We start from the raw sequence: 17,454 nt of genomic DNA, 5'->3' as shown, positions 1-17,454 counted from the left end.
GCGGGGCTCCATACCGGCGGGGATGCCCGGGACCGGGCCTGCTCCGCCCGGCCCCACCGCGTCCAGAGGGGCCGATGTCCCGGGAAAGCTCCGGTCATTGAGCGGTCATTTCCCCAACCGCGCACCGGGCGTTCGCAGTTCCCTGCGAATTCCGCCCGATCCCTACAGTTGTCGGCGTGCTGAATCGACTTCTCCCCGCTTCGGGGCCGGGACGTGTTCTGGCCTTGGCGACTCTCTTCATCACCATGGGGCACGGCGCCTTCATGACGTGTTCGGCGCTTTATTTCACCACTGTGGTCGGCATTTCCGTGGCCCAATTGGGGCTGGGGCTGACCATCGCCGGAGCGGTGGGGCTGTTCGCCGGAGTTCCCCTGGGACATATCGCCGACCGCCGCGGAGGACGCGAAACGGCGGCCCTGCTGATCGCCCTCAACGGACTGGCCGCCGCCGGCTATCTCGTCGTCGGCTCCTTCGCCCAATTCACCCTGGCGGCATGCCTGTTCGTGGTGATGGAGCGGGGCGGCCGGGCGGCACTCCAGACGGCCATCGCGAGCACGCTGCGGGGTGAGGACCTGGTGGAGACCCGGGCCCATCTGCGGGCGATCACCAATGTGGGCGTGGCGGTGGGCGCCGGCTTCGCGGGCATCGCGCTGCAGCTGGACACCCCCGCCGCGTTCCGTACCGTCCTGGTGCTGGACGCCCTGTCCTTCCTCGTGGCCGCGGCCGTGCTGACCGCCCTTCCGAAGGTGGCGCCGGTGGCCACGGCGGCGGACGGCCCCGGGCAGCCCCGGCTCGCGGTGCTGCGCGACCGGCCCTTCGCCCTGGTCACGGCCTTGAGTGCGGTGCTGTCCCTGCACGCGGTGCTGCTGGAGATCGTGGTGCCGCTGTGGATCGCCGGGCACACGGACGCCCCTCGCTGGATGGTGACGGCCCTGTTCCTGCTCAACACGGCGAACGTGGTGGCGTTCCAGGTGCGGATCGCCAAGCGGGTGACGGAGATTCCGCTCGCGGTACGGGCCGTCCGGCAGGCCGGTTTCGTCCTGTGCGCCGCCTGCGCCCTGTTCGCCGCGTCGGCGGCGGACGGCGTGGCCATGGCCGTGGTCTTCCTGCTGCTGGCCGGCGCCGTGCATGTGTACGGCGAGATGGTGTTGTCGGCCGGCGCCTGGGTCATCGGGTTCGACCTCGCGCCACCGGACAAGCAGGGGCAGTACCAGGGGTTCTTCTTCTCCGGATACGCGGCCTCCTTCATGATCGCCCCCACCTTCCTCACCGCCACCGTCCTCCAGGGCGGTGCCCTCGGCTGGCTGCTGCTCGGCGGCCTGTTCGTCCTCGCGGGCCTGGCCATGAAGCCGGTCGTCGGCTGGGCCGAGCGCACCCGCGCCCCACAGCCGGCGCACAGCGGCTGACCCCCCAAGGAGCACTGCGATGGAACATCGAACGTCCCTGTCTCCCGTCCGGCCCCCGGTGCCGAATGCCGGGGACGGGCCCGCCCACGGCGCCTTTCTGGCCGGCGCGGCCGATCCGCACGTCCCCCCGCGCGAGCGGCTGCTGGGAAACGGCACTCCGCTGGCCGATGTCACCGGCCGCCCCCGCCCGGACCTGACATCCGGGCCGTCCGACGCCCTCCACGAGGAGGTGTCCGAGCAGCTGTGGAGCCGTGGCCTGGCCGCGATCCAGCTCGATGAACCGCTGCCCAACGACCGGTTCACCGCGCTCGGCGCGTTCCTGGGCACCGCCATGCCCGAACGGGACCCGGCGGTCGCGCCGTATGTGGAGGAGGAGGTGATCCTCAACCTGCGCAGCGAGCACGCCCGTACCGACGACGTGGCCCTGCAGCCCTTCGCCGGCAACTACCTCTCGCTGCACACCGAGAGCAGCGGCGCCCCCGTCGAGCGGCAGCCGCGCTACATCGTGCTGATGTGTCTGGCCCCCGGGGACGCGTCGCAGGGCGCCAGGACGGTGCTGGTGCCGATGCGGGAGGTGGCGCGCCGGCTGGCACCGAAGACCCTGGCCGTACTCTCCCGGACCCGCTACCGCGACCGCCCCGGTGTTCCCACGATCGCCCGGCAGGTCGGGGACCGCTGGGTGTTCTCCCTCCGCGACTTCCTCGCCGATGAGCTCCAGTGGTCCTACGAGGGGCCGGAGGAGGACGCCACAGCCGTGGGCGACGCGCTCCGCGAGCTTTTGGCGGCCATGTACGCGCCGGAGCACGCGCAAGGGCTCCAGTGGCGGCGCGGGCTTCTCGTCGTCATCGACAACACCTACTTCTTCCACGGGAGAACCAGCGGTTCGGCCACGCCCGAGGCCCGGCTCCGGCATCTCAAGCGCCTGCGCGTCGTGTAGCCCATGCCATCCGTTCACGCTCGCCCACACGGGCGGCCCACTCGGGGAAACGCATGAAACTCTTCGAATCCGTACCGTCTCCGCGTCCGTGTCACGCCCCGCCGGACGCGCGCGAGACCGCGGCGCGTCCACCGCATCCCGGTGGCATCCGCGACGTCTTCACCCCCGCCGTCGACCATCGTGTCCTGGAGGTCTACGCCCGGGCCCGCGACCCCCACGACGCCCTGGAGCTGCGGAACCTGTGGCTGGGGCGGGTCGAGCACGAGCTCGGCGGCAACGCCCTGCGCCCGGCGCTCGCCGAGACCTGGCGGGCCAGCAGGCCGCGCCGGGCCGTCGAGCCCGAGGAGGTGCTGTCCTCCCGCGCCACCGTGCGGTTCGTCAAGGAGCTCTTCAACTGGTTCTTCCGTGACGACCTGTACGGCGAGCTGCGGGACAACGCCCGCTACATCCTCTCCAGCGGGTCGATCGACGAGGAGCGGTGGGGGCTGCCGCAGAGCCTGAAGGAGTGCATCCGCTACGCCCTGGACCGGGACTGGTACGGCTACTCCGACTCGCGTGGACGTGTCCCGGCCCGCGAGGCCATCGCCGCGTACGAGAACGCCCGCATCCAGGGTGCGCGCTACGGCACCGAGAACGTGGCCATCACCATGGGCGGCACCTTCGCCATCAGCACGCTCGCGGACTTCGTGCTGCACGGCGGCCCGCGCTCCCCCTCACCGGCGCTGTGCGCGATCCCCAACTACCCGCCCCTGGTGGAGACGATAGCCCGCCGGCACGACGTCCAGCTGGTGCCCCTGGTCTCCCAGGACGGCCAGACCTCCCTCGAACCGCTGATCGCCGCCCTCACCCCGGACACCCCGATGGTGATGCTGCAGACGGTGGGCAATCCGACCGGCGCCGCCGTGGCCGAGGCCGATCTCGTCCGGCTGATCCGCGCCGCCTCCCCCTCCACGGTCATCGTGCTGGACGAGTGCCATGAGTGGCTCGGGGACTACGAGAAACGCTCCGCGGACCGCGCGGCGCCCCAGGTGGTGCGGGTGTCCAGCCTGTCCAAGACCTGGTCGGCGCCGGGGCTGAAGGCCGGGTGGTTTCTCGCCGACCCGGCGTTCATCGACGAGTACTACGAGTACGCGTCGTCCTCCTTCGGCGGCCCGCCCTCGTTCTTCTACACGACCATCGAGGTGCTCGCCCGCCTGGAGCGGTGGCTCATCACCGGGGTCGAGACGCCGGGGCCGGCCGAGGCCAAGGAGTTCGAATCCGGCTACGACATCGACCTGGTACGGCTGCGGAACGCCTACCGCGGCTACCGCGCCGAGCGGCTGCGCCGGGCCGAGGACCTGACCGTCCTGCGGGACGCGGCCACCGTACGGCTGTCGGAGATCCCCGGCCGGGTGCTTCCGCCGCGTTTTTCCATCAACACCGCCGTGGAGCTGCCCGGTTGGGACGACTCCTACCGATGTTTCCGCGACGTCCTGCGGGAGACCGGCGTCTCGGTGTTCCCCGGAATCCTCACCTTCTGCCTCTCCGGCGGCGTCGTCAGGGTCACCACGGCGCGGCCCTGGGACGAGCTCTCCGCCGCCTTCGACCGGCTGCGCTCGCATGCCGCCCCGGGATACGGAGGCTGAGCCATGGACGGATGGTTGACTGCGGGCGGCCGCAAACTGGTCCTCGGCATGGTGCATCTGTCACCGCTGCCCGGCACCCCCTTTCACGAGGACGGTTCCTTCGACCGCACGCTCGACACCGCGGTCCGGTCCGCACGGGCGCTGTACGAGGGCGGGGCGGACGGCTGCCTGATCCAGACGGTGGACCGGGTCTACACCGTGGACGAGGAGTCCGACCCGGCGCGCACGGTGGCGATGGGCCTGATCACGCGCGCGGTGGCCCAGGCGACCGATGAGCGGTTCCACATCGGCGTACAGCTGATGCGCAACGCCCTCACGGCGTCCCTGGCGGTGGCGAAGGTCGCGGGCGGCGGCTATATCCGCGCGGGCGCCCTGGTGGGGCAGACCCTCACCGCGCACGGCATGGTGCGGGCCGATCCGCTGCGGGTGATGGAGTACCGCCGCCGGATCGGCGCCGAACACGTCAGGATCATCGCCGAGATCGACTCGATGCACTTCCGGTGGTTCGGCGGGCAGAAGACCACCGCCGAGGTGGCGCGGGCCGCGCGGGCCGTCGGGGCCGACGCGGTGTCGCTGTGCCACCCGGACGAGGACACCGCGCTGGACATGATCGCGTCCGTCCGCGAGGCCGCGCCCGACCTGCCAGTGATCCTGGCCGGACACACCCGGCACGAGAACGCGGCACGGCTGATGGCCGCGGCGGACGGGGCGTTCGTGGGCACCTGCCTGGAGCGCGACGGCTGGGGCGGCGAGATCGACCGCGACCGGGTGGCGGAGTACGTCGACATCGTACGGAGGCTGGAGCGGTGAGCGGCCGAAGCGAACCGAACACACCGGCCGGCGCCGGAATCCAGGCGCCACCGCCACCTTTGGACCCACGGGTGATGCTGCGTCAGGTCGACGCTCTCGCGGCGGACCTCCGCGAGCGGACCGGGCCCTTCGACGAGCAGGTGCGCACCCTGCTGCCCGCACGGTGGGCGGCGGTGGACACCGTCAGCATCGTGGGCGACGGCGACTCGTACCACGCGGCGTGCGCCGTACGGATGGCCTTCGCCTCGCTGGCCGGGGTGGACTGCCGCCCGGTGAACGCGCTGCGCTTCGTGGAGTACGACCACCCCGGGTCCGGCGGCCGCCAGCCCCGTACGGAACTGACCCTCACGGTCTCCGCCTCGGGCCGCACACCGCTCGTCGTGCGGTCGGCCGAGCTGGCCCGTGACGGCGGGGCGCATGCCATCGCGGTCACCGCAACGCCCGACAGCCCGGTGGCGCGGGCGGCCGACGGCGCCCTCCTGGTCACCCTGCCGGACACCGAGCGGTCGCCGGGCGTGCGCACCTACCAGGCCAGCCTGCTGGGCCTGCTGCTGATCGCCATCCGGCTGGGCGAGCTGCGCGGGCGCCTCAGCGGGCCGGAGGCGGACGCGCTGCGGGGTGAGCTGACCGCACTGGCCGGACCGGTCGAGGCGACCGCCGAGACCGCCCGGACCCGGTGCCGTGAGACCGCCGAACACATCGCCGACGCGGCCGTGCTCAGCGTGCTCGGCAGCGGCCCCTCCCACGGCACCGTGCTCTTCGCCGCCGCCAAGGTGATCGAGACCTCCGGCGTCTTCGCCACCGGGCAGGACCTGGAGGAGTGGTGTCATGTCGAGCGGTTCGCCCGGCCGCCCGAGGCGCCCGTGATCGTGGTGGCCGCGCCGGGGCGCTCGTACCGGCACGCCGCGGAGGTGGCCGCGAAGGCGGCGGCGCTCGGGCGGCGTGTCATCACCGTCGCGCCCGAGGACGACTCCGCGATCGCCCGGCACGGCTGGGCCGCGCTGCCGGTGTCCGGACACGTACGGGAGGAGTTCTCGCCCCTCCTCTACCACGTGTTCGCCGCCCCTCTTTCCTGCCATCTCGCCCAACACCTGGGACGGGCGCCGTTCCTGGCCGACCTGCCCCGTCCGATCCCGACCACCCCCCAAGACCGCGGAGAGACACCGTGACCCGGACTACGGACGACCTGTCCACCCAGCAGATCATCTCCCTCCTGACGGAGGAGTTGCACGACCTCGACCCCGCGGAGCGCAGGGCGAAATCGCTCGAACTGCTCTCGGTGTTCGGCCGCGCCAAGGCCGACGAGCTGCCCGCCGAGGAGCGCCCCGAGGCGCCCGGGACACCGCCCGGCCCCCTGCTGATCTGTGACTGGGCCGAGGACCTCGGTCTGGACGGCACGACACAGCAGCTCGGCATCACCGTCGAGCCCGGCCCGACGAAGGTGACGAAGACCGCCGACGCCACCGGCCACTCCCTGGTGTCCAGCGGCCATGTGGGCGCCGACATCCTCCACATCCCGGCGAACAGCGGTTTCGCGCCCCACACCCACCCCGGCGACCATCTGCTGTTCGTGCTCGCGGGCACCGGGACGATCGCGGTGGCCGGGGAGATCGTGCAGACCCGCCCCGGTCAGGTGTACATGGTCCAGGGAGCCATCACCCACGCCGTGGGCGCGGTCAGCGACCACATGATCCTGTCCGTGGGCGCGCCGCACCGCCGCCTCGACAGCCTGGACCGGCAGGAACTCACCGCCTATGCCGCGCTCTTGGGCGAGTTCGGGGAGATCACCTGCCGGATCTGTGACATCCGGGCGACCAGCGGCGAGGAGCTCGCGGCGCAGGGCTGCACCCACTCCCCCCACCGGTTCGGGTGAGCGATGGCCTCTCCAATCAGCGCCGATGAGGTGTCCACAGCCGCGGCCACCGACGCCGCGATGGCCCACACCTACCGCGGCATCCCCTTCGAGGACCGGCTGACCCCGCACCCCACCCTGGTGTCCTGGCTCGCGCACCACGCCCGGACCCGGGGCGGGGCCCCCTTCCTGACCACCGTGGCGGACGACGGTGAGCTCACCACGCTCAGCTACGGCGAGGCCGATCTGCTGAGCCGGCGCCTGGCCCGATGGCTGCGCGCCGGGCTCCAGGTGTCACCCGGGCGGACCGTGGCCCTCGCCCCGGTCAACGACCCGGCCTCGATCGTGGCCGTCCTCGCGGTGCTGCGGGCGGGCTGCCCGCTGCTGCTGCTCGGCCCGCAGGACCCCGCCGACCGGCGACGGCAGCAGACCGAGGCGGTGCGGGCGCAGGTGGTGCTGCGGCCGCCGTCGGTGCCCGCCGAGGCGCTGCCGGAGGCGGTCGTCCTCCCCGATCCGCGGACCCTGGAGGAGCCGCAGGACGACCTCGGCGGCCCGCAGATCGACCCGGACCAGGACGCCCTGTTCTTCGCCACCTCGGGGTCCACGGCGGCCTCCAAACTGGTCGCCCAGTCCCACTACAACGCCGCCGTGAACGCGGAGGCGCTCGGCCGCCACCACGGGCTGCGCCCCGGTGACCGGCTGCTCGGCTGCCTTCCCGTCCACCATGTCAACGGTCTGCACTTCACCGTCCTCGGCGTCCTGGCGGCCGGTGCCCATGTGCTGCTCGCGGACGGCTTCGATCCACTGCGCTACCCCCGGCTGCTCCAGCGGTTCCGGCCGCGGATCGCCAGCGTCGTGCCCAGTGTGCTGGAGGCACTGCTGGAGACGTGGCGGTCGCCCCAGCTCCCGGAGGACTTCGGGTATTTCGTCTCGGCTGCCGCACCGCTGACCACGCGCACCGCGCGGGCGGTGTGGGACCGGTTCGGTGCCCGGGTGCTCCAGGGCTACGGGCTGACCGAGACGGTGAACTTCTCCACCACGCTGCCGGCCGATCTGTCCGAGGACACCTATCGGCGGCTGATGCTCGACACCGATATCCCGTCGATCGGCACGGCCCTGTTCGGCAACGAGGTGGCGGTGCTGACCCCGGAGGGTGAGCGGGCGGCTCCCGGGCAGGTGGGAGAGATCTGTGTGCGCGGCCACAATGTGATGTCCCGCTACGAGGCCAACCCGGCCGCGACCGGCGAGGCGTTCGCGGCCGGCTGGTTCCACACCCAGGACCTGGGGATGGAGGTCGCCGACCCGGACCGCGCCGAGCCCTTCGTCGTCGTCACCGGGCGCCGCAAGAACATCGCCAAGGTCGGCGGCGAGACCGTCTCCCTGGACGAGATGGACCGGGTGCTGCGCGCCGTGCCCCGGGTCCGGGACGCCGCGTGTGTCGCGCTTGCGCACCGCTTCCTGGGTGAGGAGATCGTGGCGGCGGTCGTGCCGGCCCCCGGTGCCGACGGCCCGCCCGATGTGCTGCCCGCGCTGGCCGCGGCGTTCCGGCCCGCGGTGCTGCCACGCCGTGTGGTGCCGTTCGACGCCATCCCGAGGACCCGGACCGGCAAGGTCCTGCGCCGGGAGCTGGCCGGACGGCTGGCCGCCACCGCGCGGGACGGCGCCACGGACGGCCCCCCGCGCCCGGCCCCCGCATTCACCCCGCCCAGCCCCAGGAGTACCCCATGAACACCCCCTCCGGGATGACATCCCGCGTCACGGACCTGCTGTGTACGGTCCTCCAGATCGAGCCGCCACCACCCGGGGCCGATCTGATCGAGTCCGGTCTGCTCGACTCCATCGGCTTCATGAATCTGTTCATGGCGATGGAGAAGGAATTCGGCATCGGTGTGACGGCCGCCGACCTGTCCCAGGACCGCTTCCGCACCGTCGAGCGCATCGCCGCCTTCGTGGCGGGCAAGCTGGGCCCCGCCGTCGCCGAGACGGTGCTGACCGACCCCCGCACCGGACACGAGCGGCGGCGGATCGCGCTGGGCGGTGAGCCGGAGGTGGCGGCCGCGGTGGCCGAGTCCCGCGCCGCCGCGCCCTCCTGGGCCGCGCTCGCGCCCCGCGTCAGGGCGCGGCGGCTGCTCCGCCTCGCCGACCTGATCGAGGAGCGGTCCGCCGAGTACGTCGCGGCCGAGCAGGCGGGCACCGGCAAGCCCGCCGCCGAGGCAGCGGGCGAGGTCGAGAACTACGCCGATCTGCTGCGCTTCTACGCGGGCGCGGTGCGCGCGGACGTCTCTCCGGCGGGCGGGCAATACCTGCCCGGCCGGGAGAGCTGGGTGCGGTGGGAGCCGCTGGGCGTCATCGGGGTGATCGTGCCCTGGAACTACCCGTTGATGATGGCCGCGTGGCGCATCGGGCCCGCGCTGGCCACCGGCAACACGGTGGTCCTCAAGCCCGCGCTGACCACCCCGGACACCGCGCTGCTCCTGGCGCGGGACGCGGCGGCGACGCTGGGTCCCGGCGTCCTGCTGACGGTGCCGGGCGACCGCGACACCGGCCGTCTGCTGGTGGAAAGCGACATCGACGCGGTGGCGTTCACCGGCAGCGAGACGGGCGGCCGCGACATCGTCGCCCGTGCCGGACTGCGCCGCGTCAGCCTGGAGCTCGGCGGCAACTGCCCGGCGCTGGTGCTGCCGGACGCGCCGCCGGACACCTATGAGGCGCTGGTGCGGGCCGCCACCTACAACGCCGGGCAGAGCTGCGCCGCCCCCGCCCGCGTCATCACCCTCCGGGAGAACTACCTGGAGACCGTCGAGGGGCTGGCCAAGGCGATGGCCGACCGGCGCGCCGGTGTCCACTTCGGCCCGCTCAACAACGCGGACCAGGCGGCCCGTTACGACCGGATCATCGGGCAGAGCGCGGCGGGCATCGAGCACATCGCCCCGCTCGCGCCGCCCCCGGGCGAGGAGGGCGGCCACTGGCGGCCCGGCCGCATCCTCGCCGACCTGCCCCCGGACGATCCGGCGGTGCTCGAGGAGGTGTTCGCGCCGGTGCTCACCGTGCAGGCGGCGGACGACCACGCCGAGGCCCTGGCCCTGGCCAACTCGGTGCCGCAGGCCCTCGCCGCGAGCGTCTGGGGCACCCGTACGGACACCGTCCTGGAGCTGGCCGGGGAGCTGAACGCCGGCGAGGTGTGGGTCAACTGCTGCCTGGAACAGACCGCGGAACTGCCCCACGGCGGACGTGGCGGCTCGGGGCACGGCACGGACATGAGCGTGCTGGCGCTCACCGAGTACCAGCGCCCCAAGACCGTGACCGTACGCGTGGGCAGGGGCTGAGCGATGGCGCAGACCCGGTTCCCGGCCGAGCGGACGGCGGCCACGTGGCGATGGGAGGTGAGCCAGGACCCGCGGGAGGTGCACGCGCTGCTGTGCGCGTGCGACACCCACCAGGCGGCCGCCTCCGGCACCCCGGCACCCCGGCGCCGCCCGGAGACCACCGAACGCCGGGTGCGGTCCGGCGCGGTGCGTCTGCTGCGCCACGGCGCACACCCCGCCGGGATGTTCACCCTGACCTGGGATCCGCCGTTCACCGTGGACGAGGGAGTGTTCCCCCGCGCCGAGCGGCCGATTCACCTCTCCCGGCTGGCCGTGGCGCCCGAGTGGCTCGACGACGGGTCGCTGGTGGGGCTGCGGTGCGTACGCCACGCCATCGAGGAGGCGACGCGGGCCGGTGCGGACGTACTGCGCTCGGAAGCCAATCCGGATCTGACGGACACCCGGTCGCTGCTGGACGTCCTGGGATTCCGGCAGTACGGGCCCACGCTCGGCGACGCGGGCGGCAGCCGCCGCGCCCATCTGCAGAAGACCCTTAGCGCGGCGGCCCCCGCCCCCGGCCGGGAGGGCTGATGGCGGCGACGATACGGCGGGAGAGCGTCGGCACCACCGTGGGCCACCGCGGGCAGGGGCCGACCGACGTGGACGCCTACACCCTCGACACCGGCGCGGGCCTGGCCGTGGTGGTGTGGACCTACGGGGCGCAGCTCGTGGAGGTCCTGGTCCCCGACCGGGAGGGCCGCACCGGCAATGTGGTGGTGCGCCTTCCGGACCTGGACGGCTATCAGAACCGCGCCGCCAATCCGTATGTCGGCTCCACCGTGGGCCGTTACTGCCGGTGCGTGGCGGGCGGCCGGTTCCGGCTCGACGGCGTGGAGTACCACCTCGACCGCAATGACGGCGACCACCACATCCACGGCGGAGACCTCGGCTTCGACCGGTATGTGTGGGCGGCCGAGGCGGAGCGCTCGGGCGATGTGCTGTCGCTGCGGCTGCGCCTCGAGCGCCCGGACGGCGACCAGGGCTACCCGGGGGCACTGTCCGCCGAAGTGCTCTACCAGGTCTCCCCAGAAGGGACGTTGACCTTCGCCTACACGGCCACGACCACCGCGAGCACCATCGTGGGGTTCACCAACCACGCCTACTGGAACCTGGCCGGCGCCGGACGGATCGACGGCCATCTGCTCGCGCTCAACTCCACCCGGGCGGTGGTCTTCGACGACCAGCTCATCCCCCTCCCCGGGCCGCCCGCGGACATCACCGGAGGCCCGCTGGACCACCGCGGACTCAAGCCGGTGGGCGATCTGCGGCTGGACAACTGCTTCGTCCTGGACGAGCCGGACTGGGCGGCGCGGCTGCACGACCCCGCCTCGGGGCGCACCATGCGCGTGGTCACCGACCAGCCCGCGGTGGGGGTGTACTCGGCCGACGGCTTCGCCGGGCGGCGGCGGTCCGGCATCTGCCTGGAGACCGGCCCACTGCCGGACGCGCCCAACCGCGACGACTATCCCCCGGTGCGTCTCGACCCCGGCGAGACCTACCGCCATCGCACCGTTCATCACTTCTCGGCCCACTGAGCCGCACCCGCCCACCGGGCCCGATCCACAGGAGGTATACGCGTTCATGGACCCACTCATGGTTTCCGTGGCGGAGGCCGTGCGGCGCCGCGCGGAGGCGCCGCCACCGGCCACCGCCCTGGACCCGGACGCCGAGCTGTCGTCCCTCGGTGTGAGCTCGCTGGGGGTGGCGGGCCTGGTCGTGGACCTGGAGGAGACCTTCACCTTCCGGTTCCCCGACGACGCGGTCACCCCCGAGGTGTTCCGCACCATCCGCACCCTCACCGACACCGTCCGCACGCTGTGCGGACCGCAGGCCGGCTGACCATGCGGATCCATGGAGACGCCGTCCGGGTCGGTGTCCACTCGGGCCAGCAATACACGACCTTCGCCGAGGCGCTGAAGCTGTGGCGGACGGCGGAGGAGCTCGGCTACGACTGGGTGTCCCTCTTCGACCACTTCCGTCCGCCGATGGGAGGCCCCGCGGGCCCGTGCTTCGAGGGCATGTCGCTGCTCTCGGCGCTCGCGGCACGCACCAGCCGGATCCGCTGCGCCGTGCTCGTCTCGGCGGTGACCTGGCGGCATCCGGCGCTGGCCGCGGCCGCCGCGGCCACCATCGACCATGTCTCGGACGGGCGGCTGGAGTTCGGGATGGGCGCGGCCGGTGCGGATCTGGCCTACGGCCAGTACGGCATTCCCTTTCCGAGTGCCGGGACCCGGCTGGACATGCTGGACGAGGCGTGCCGGGTGATGCGGGCGCTGTGGACCGGCGGCCCTGCCACCTTCACCGGACAACACTTCCGCCTCGAGGACGCCCATCTGCGGCCGCGCCCCCTCCAGCAGCGGCTGCCGCTGGTGATCGGTGGCGAGGGCGAGCGGCGGATGCTGCGGATCGTCGCGGAACACGCCGACATCTGGAACACCCTCGCCGGAACCCCGGACACCTACCGCCACAAGCTCCGAAAACTCGCCGAACACGCCGCCGTCGTGGGCCGCGACCCCGGGACCATCCGCCAGTCGGTGACCTTCCGGGCGATCCTCGCCGAGGACGAGCGGCAGGCGCTGGAGCGCAAGGAGCGGCTGCTGGAGCGGGTGGGCCCCGATTCGCCGGTGTGGCCGGAGTATCTGGTCTTCGGCACGCCCGAGCAGTGCATGGAGCGGCTGCGGCCCTATCTGGACCTGGGCGTACGCGACTTCCTGCTCGGCGCCCGGCCGCCGGTCGACTGGCAGACCCTCGATCTCTTCGCCCGGCATGTCGCCCCGGCGCTGCGTGCCCACCCGGCCGGCTGAGCAGCCGGCCGCCACCGACCACCTTCCTTCACACCGCGGCCCACGGAGGCGCACTATGGAGAACTACTACTACACGGACGGCTTCGCCGCCTTCTTCGACAGCCGGTACACGGGATGGGTCCACACCTTCTCGCCCCGGCTCGCCGACCACCTCGACCGGCAGGGACTGCCGGAGCGTTCGGTGATCGACCTGTGTTGCGGCACGGGCGTGACGGCGTCCGTCTTCTGTGCGGCGGGCTGGCAGGCCACCGGCGTGGACGGGTCGGCCGCGATGCTCGACATCGCGCGCAAGAAACTCGCTCCCGCGGTGGAAAGTGGCACGCTGACGCTGATCGAGGCCGACGCCAGGACCTTCCGCACCCCGCGTCCGGCCGCCGCCTGCGTGAGCCTGGACGGGGCGCTCAACCACCTGGGGTCGGTGGCGGAGCTGACCCAGTGCTTCACCTCGGTACGCGAGGCACTGCTGCCCGGCGGGGAGTTCGTCTTCGACCTCTACGCCGGATCGCACTTCCGCCACTGGAACAACGTCACCCTGACCGATGACGCCGGAGCGGTGATCGTCAAGCGCGGTGTCTGGGACGACGGCGCGAGGACGGGGATGCTGCGCGTCTCCGGCGTCTTCGGCACGGGGATGGCCGCCGAGCGGGTGGACCAGACGCTGCGCAGCTGGGAGTACGACGACGCCGAGGTGGCCGAAGCGCTGGAGGCGGCCGGTCTCGTCCCGGCCGAGCACGACTTCGAGCAGCGTTACGTCAAATGCGATTCGGGTTCGTGCTCCCTGACCCCCGTCCCCTGCCGCACCATCTACCGCGCCCGTAAGCCCTTCGAAGAAAAGTGACCGGCCGCGAACTCACCCCCTCACCACACAAGGAGCAGCGATGACGACGACACCGCACTTCACCTTCACTCCGGCAGCCACTCCGACCACCGATTCCCTGTTCTGCTCGTCCGTGGCGGTCTCCGCCCTGTCGGCCGCCGTGGAACTCGGGCTGCTCGACGACCTCAAGGACCGCGGCGAGATCCGGTTCGACGACCGTGAGGAGGGCGCGGACCGGATCGACCCCGCCGTGGTCCGCGGCATCCTCCTGCCCCTGGAATGGGCCGGAATCGTCGAGCTGGACGAGCGGTCCGCCCGGCCGGGACCGGGCTTCGAGGCGGCCTACCTCGACCGCGGCTACTTCTACTGGCTGGCCGGTGGCAACGGCGAGCTGACCAGCCGGGCACCGCAGGTGGCGCTGGAGCGCAACCGGCACGGCGAGTTCTACCACCGGGACATGCGAGCCGTCGCGGTGAGCTCCCGGATGATCGGCGATGTCGAGGTCGAGCTGCGCTTCGACAAGATCCTCGCCGACCAGCCGCCGCGTGCGGTGTGCGACCTGGGCTGCGGCTCCGGCCAGCGGCTCATCCGTATCGCGGGCAACCACCCCGGTGTCCGTGGCGTCGGAGTGGACATCGCGCCCGCGGCCGTGGAACTGTCCGGAGCCTCCTTCGCCGAGGCCGGGATGGCGGACCGGATCTCGGTCCACCACGGCGATGTGCACGCACTGCCCGAGCTGCCCGACTTCGCCGGTATCGACGTGGTCACCTGCGTGTTCATGGGGCATGACTTCTGGCCGTACGACAAGTGTGTGACGGTGCTGCGCAGGATCCGCGAGGTTTTCCCCGATGTCGAGCGGTTCCTGTTGTGCGATGTGGTGCGCAGCGAGATGACGCCGGGGCCGCATACGCCCATCTTCACCCTGGGCTTCGAGTTCGCCCACGCGCTGATGGGGGTGACGCTGCCGACGCGGTCGGACTGGATGGCGGCGTTCGACGCCTCCGGCTGGGAGTGCGAGGCGGTCCAGGAGTTCAACCGGCCGCCCGGCGGTCTGCTCTTCGAGCTGCGCCCCAGCTAGGACCGCGGCGGACAACAGCGCCGCTCGCCTCCCGGAGAGGGGGCGAGCGGCGCTGTTGTCCGCAGGTGGCGAAGGGAATCGGCTGCGTCGGGCTGCGTTCGCCCGGGTCATCGCCAGGCGCGGCCGGAGACTCCGCTCAGATTCCAGCCGTCCGGCCGGTCGATGTCGCTCAGCGCGGGCGGCATCTCGGCGCCGGTCGCGCGGATCATCAGACTGGGGAGGTACATGTCGCGGGTGAACAGGCCGGTGGGCTCGTCGAGTTCGGCGCCGCGCGCGCGCAGCGCCGCCACCCGCACCGCCGGCAGATCGCGGACCCACATCAGCACCTCGGCGCCGGGCAGCCACGCCAGGGCGGCCTCCACCAGGTCCGCGAACACCTCGTCGGAGGTGGCCTCGCAGTCCACGATCGTGGTGGGTGTCTCACCGTCGTCGGTGTCGACGCCCGAGCGGTGCCCGATGAGATAGCCCTCGACGGATCCGTCACCGGCCACCAGATGGAAGTACCGGGCCAGTGGGTTGGCGGCGCGCCAGCGGAAGTAAGCGGCGTCCCGCACCGGGCGCGGGCCTTTGCCGCCCGGCAGCCGTGCCACCAGCCCCGCCATCGCCTCCGCGGCCACGGCGGCCGGCGGACGTATGGTCAGGCCGGACCTGGCTCCTCGCATGGCGGGCAGCTCATCCCACGGCCATTCCGCCACCAGTGGCTTCTCGCGCTTCACCACCGCTTGCGCCCAGGGGCCGATCGGGCGCCATCCGTTCATCAGCATGGCGGGACCGGCTCCCTGGTCGCCGAAGTCCAGCAGCCAGGGCACACCGTCGGCGCGCAGCCGTGCCACCACCTCGTCGGTGAGCATCCGGAACAGCGGGCTGCCCTGGTACCGGGGGCCGACCACGGTGTCGGTCAGGCAGGGCAGCATGAACCGCTCCCCCGCCACCTCCCAGCAGGCGCCGAAGACCCCCACCATGCCGACCAGCTCTCCTCCCTCGCGGGCGAGGGTGACATACCGGTCGTCGAGGTGGGGGTTGGTGGCGTACTTCCAGTCCATATAGGCCAGGTTGGCGTCGCGGCCGCCACGCCACAGCGAGTCCTGGAAGTCCGCGATCTCCGCTCTGTCCCGGGCCGTGCAGGCCGTGAAGGAGAACCCGCTCACGCGCCGCCACCGCCGCCGGGGACGGCCTCGTCGGCGGTGAAGCGCTGCTGGAGTGCGCGCAGGTCGGTCTTGCCGTTGGCGTTGACGGGCAGCGACTCCAGTGCGAGCCAGCGCGACGGCAGCATGTACCCGGGCACCTTGTGCGCGAGCCGTGCCTTCACCTGGGCGGTCGTCAGCGAGACACCGGTGGCGAGGGTGTAGGCGGCGCAGATCAGCGGGGACCCGGCGGGGCCCGGCACCGACACCACCGCCCCGGCGGCGATCTCCGGCAGCGAGTGCAGCTCGGTCATCACCTCGTCCAGCTCCACGCGGTAGCCGTTGACCTTGACCTGGCGGTCGGCGCGGCCGTGGAAGCGCAGCAGCCCGTCCGCATCCTTGCTGCCAAGGTCTCCGGTGCGGTACGCGCGCCGTCCGGAGCCGGGGGGCAGCTCGATGAACGAGGCCGCGGTCCGCTCCGGGTCACGCCAGTACCCCGGGCTGACCCCCGCGCCGCCGATCACCATCTCGCCCACCTCGCCGGGGGCGACCGGGCGCACCTGGTCGTCGACGGCCTCCAGCCACTCGCCGGGGATGGCCCGGCCGACCGGAAGCGCCTCGTCGGGCAGTTCGGTCAGGGTGTGGAAGGAGCTGGCGATGGTGGTTTCGGTGGTGCCGTAGAAACCGGTGAAGGTGACGTGGGGCAGTCGGCGCATCCAGTACTCCACATCCGTGGGCGGGAAGACCTCACCGCCCCACAACACCCGGCGCAGATGCGGGAAGTCGTCCTTCTCCACCACATCGTGGCGTGCCATCGCGCTGAGCACGGACGGCACCGAAAGCCACTGGGTCAGCCGTGCCTCGCGGATGAACGCGGCCAGTGTGGTCGGCAGCAGGCTCGCCTCCGGCGGGACCAGATGCAGCTCGGCCCCGCAGATCAGCGGCCCGTACACATCCCACAGCGAACCGTCGAAGTGCATCTGGAGATGGCAGGAGATCCGGTCGTCCGGGCCGAGCCCGAAGTGTTCGTTGGCCCAGGTCACGAAGTGGACGATGCCGGCGTGGGTGAGCGGTACGCCCTTGGGTTCGCCCGACGAGCCGGAGGTGAACAGCACATACGCCACGCCGGATTCGCCGCTGACCGGTTCGGGTGCCGTCGTCGGCGCCGAGGCGACATCGGCCGCGGTGATGGAGGGGAGGTCGCCCGCGGCCGTGGCGTCCCCGTAGGGCAGGCACAGGCCCGCTACCGCGCCGGGCGCGGCGGCGGCCGCCACCTCGGTGGCCAGGGGGGTTCGCTGCCGGTCGGCGAGGAGCAGGCATGGCGCGGTCTGGTTCACGATGGACACCAGCCGGTCCACCGGCGACGCCGTGTCCAGGGGCACACAGACGCCACCGGCCTTGAGCACACCGAGCAGGAACACCACCGCGTCCGCGCCCTTGGGCGCCAGTACGCACACGCGGTCGTCCGGGCGCAGCCCGCCGGCCCGCAGCGCGTGGGCCAGCTGGTGGGAGCGTTCCTCCAGCTCCCGATAGGTCAGCCGGGTCGGGCCGAACACGACCGCGTCCGCTTCCGGAGTTCGCGTGGCCTGTGCGCTCACAAGCGCGTCAAGACGGGTCATCCGATTCTCTTCCTGTG

Annotated in this window: 16 protein-coding genes; 14 read left to right on the top strand and 2 right to left on the bottom strand. The window is 72.4% G+C overall.

Features of this window, described 5'->3' with window-relative positions; translation table 11 throughout:
* Nucleotides 1-176: 176 nt before the first annotated feature.
* From J5X86_RS15550 to J5X86_RS15485, 14 genes are all read left to right on the top strand, one after another.
* Nucleotides 177-1,406 carry an MFS transporter gene (locus tag J5X86_RS15550; RefSeq protein ID WP_308124565.1) on the top strand — a complete coding sequence of 410 codons (1,230 nt, stop codon included), beginning with the start codon at nucleotides 177-179 and terminating at the stop codon, nucleotides 1,404-1,406.
* A 19-nt stretch (nucleotides 1,407-1,425) separates the two neighbouring features.
* Nucleotides 1,426-2,343 (top strand): TauD/TfdA family dioxygenase, encoded by a 918-nt coding sequence (locus tag J5X86_RS15545; RefSeq protein WP_208517387.1) that lies wholly within the window; start codon nucleotides 1,426-1,428, stop codon nucleotides 2,341-2,343.
* 53 nt (nucleotides 2,344-2,396) lie between these two features.
* On the top strand, nucleotides 2,397-3,968 hold the full coding sequence (locus J5X86_RS15540; RefSeq protein WP_208517386.1) for a pyridoxal phosphate-dependent aminotransferase: 1,572 nt from the start codon (nucleotides 2,397-2,399) through the stop codon (nucleotides 3,966-3,968).
* A 3-nt stretch (nucleotides 3,969-3,971) separates the two neighbouring features.
* Nucleotides 3,972-4,778 carry a BtpA/SgcQ family protein gene (locus J5X86_RS15535; protein ID WP_243980388.1) on the top strand — a complete coding sequence of 269 codons (807 nt, stop codon included), beginning with the start codon at nucleotides 3,972-3,974 and terminating at the stop codon, nucleotides 4,776-4,778.
* Between the two features lie 74 nt (nucleotides 4,779-4,852).
* Nucleotides 4,853-5,947, top strand: a complete 1,095-nt coding sequence (locus J5X86_RS15530) for an SIS domain-containing protein (RefSeq protein WP_208517385.1) — start codon at nucleotides 4,853-4,855, stop codon at nucleotides 5,945-5,947.
* The gene (locus J5X86_RS15525) at nucleotides 5,944-6,651 is read left to right on the top strand and encodes a cupin domain-containing protein (RefSeq protein ID WP_208517384.1); all 708 of its coding nucleotides are present in this window, start codon (nucleotides 5,944-5,946) and stop codon (nucleotides 6,649-6,651) included. The genes J5X86_RS15530 and J5X86_RS15525 overlap by 4 nt, the downstream gene beginning before the upstream one ends.
* 3 nt (nucleotides 6,652-6,654) lie before the next feature.
* The gene (locus J5X86_RS15520; RefSeq protein WP_208517382.1) at nucleotides 6,655-8,358 is read left to right on the top strand and encodes a class I adenylate-forming enzyme family protein; all 1,704 of its coding nucleotides are present in this window, start codon (nucleotides 6,655-6,657) and stop codon (nucleotides 8,356-8,358) included.
* The gene (locus J5X86_RS15515; protein ID WP_243980387.1) at nucleotides 8,355-9,956 is read left to right on the top strand and encodes an aldehyde dehydrogenase family protein; all 1,602 of its coding nucleotides are present in this window, start codon (nucleotides 8,355-8,357) and stop codon (nucleotides 9,954-9,956) included. The genes J5X86_RS15520 and J5X86_RS15515 overlap by 4 nt, the downstream gene beginning before the upstream one ends.
* A gap of 3 nt (nucleotides 9,957-9,959) precedes the next feature.
* Nucleotides 9,960-10,526 carry a hypothetical protein gene (locus J5X86_RS15510; RefSeq protein ID WP_208517381.1) on the top strand — a complete coding sequence of 189 codons (567 nt, stop codon included), beginning with the start codon at nucleotides 9,960-9,962 and terminating at the stop codon, nucleotides 10,524-10,526.
* On the top strand, nucleotides 10,526-11,530 hold the full coding sequence (locus J5X86_RS15505) for an aldose epimerase family protein (protein ID WP_208517380.1): 1,005 nt from the start codon (nucleotides 10,526-10,528) through the stop codon (nucleotides 11,528-11,530). The genes J5X86_RS15510 and J5X86_RS15505 overlap by 1 nt, the downstream gene beginning before the upstream one ends.
* 46 nt (nucleotides 11,531-11,576) lie before the next feature.
* Nucleotides 11,577-11,834 (top strand): phosphopantetheine-binding protein, encoded by a 258-nt coding sequence (locus tag J5X86_RS15500; protein WP_208517379.1) that lies wholly within the window; start codon nucleotides 11,577-11,579, stop codon nucleotides 11,832-11,834.
* Complete coding sequence (locus tag J5X86_RS15495) at nucleotides 11,813-12,799, top strand: LLM class flavin-dependent oxidoreductase (RefSeq protein ID WP_308124564.1); 987 nt, start codon at nucleotides 11,813-11,815, stop codon at nucleotides 12,797-12,799. The genes J5X86_RS15500 and J5X86_RS15495 overlap by 22 nt, the downstream gene beginning before the upstream one ends.
* A gap of 55 nt (nucleotides 12,800-12,854) precedes the next feature.
* Nucleotides 12,855-13,637 carry a class I SAM-dependent methyltransferase gene (locus tag J5X86_RS15490; RefSeq protein ID WP_208517378.1) on the top strand — a complete coding sequence of 261 codons (783 nt, stop codon included), beginning with the start codon at nucleotides 12,855-12,857 and terminating at the stop codon, nucleotides 13,635-13,637.
* A gap of 40 nt (nucleotides 13,638-13,677) precedes the next feature.
* Nucleotides 13,678-14,694, top strand: a complete 1,017-nt coding sequence (locus J5X86_RS15485) for a class I SAM-dependent methyltransferase (RefSeq protein ID WP_208517377.1) — start codon at nucleotides 13,678-13,680, stop codon at nucleotides 14,692-14,694.
* 107 nt (nucleotides 14,695-14,801) lie between these two features.
* Here J5X86_RS15485 and J5X86_RS15480 read toward each other — a convergent pair whose 3' ends face one another.
* Together J5X86_RS15480 and J5X86_RS15475 are read right to left on the bottom strand one after the other, a co-directional pair.
* The gene (locus J5X86_RS15480; RefSeq protein WP_208517376.1) at nucleotides 14,802-15,842 is read right to left on the bottom strand and encodes a GNAT family N-acetyltransferase; all 1,041 of its coding nucleotides are present in this window, start codon (nucleotides 15,840-15,842) and stop codon (nucleotides 14,802-14,804) included.
* Nucleotides 15,839-17,437 (bottom strand): amino acid adenylation domain-containing protein, encoded by a 1,599-nt coding sequence (locus tag J5X86_RS15475; protein ID WP_208517375.1) that lies wholly within the window; start codon nucleotides 17,435-17,437, stop codon nucleotides 15,839-15,841. Before J5X86_RS15475 ends, J5X86_RS15480 begins: the two co-directional genes overlap by 4 nt.
* Between the last annotated feature and the right edge of the window lie 17 nt (nucleotides 17,438-17,454).

Origin of the sequence: Streptomyces sp. NEAU-YJ-81, from assembly GCF_017592595.1 — a bacterium.
GTDB lineage: Bacteria > Actinomycetota > Actinomycetes > Streptomycetales > Streptomycetaceae > Streptomyces > Streptomyces hygroscopicus_B.
This window is presented reverse-complemented; position numbering and strand designations above follow the sequence as displayed.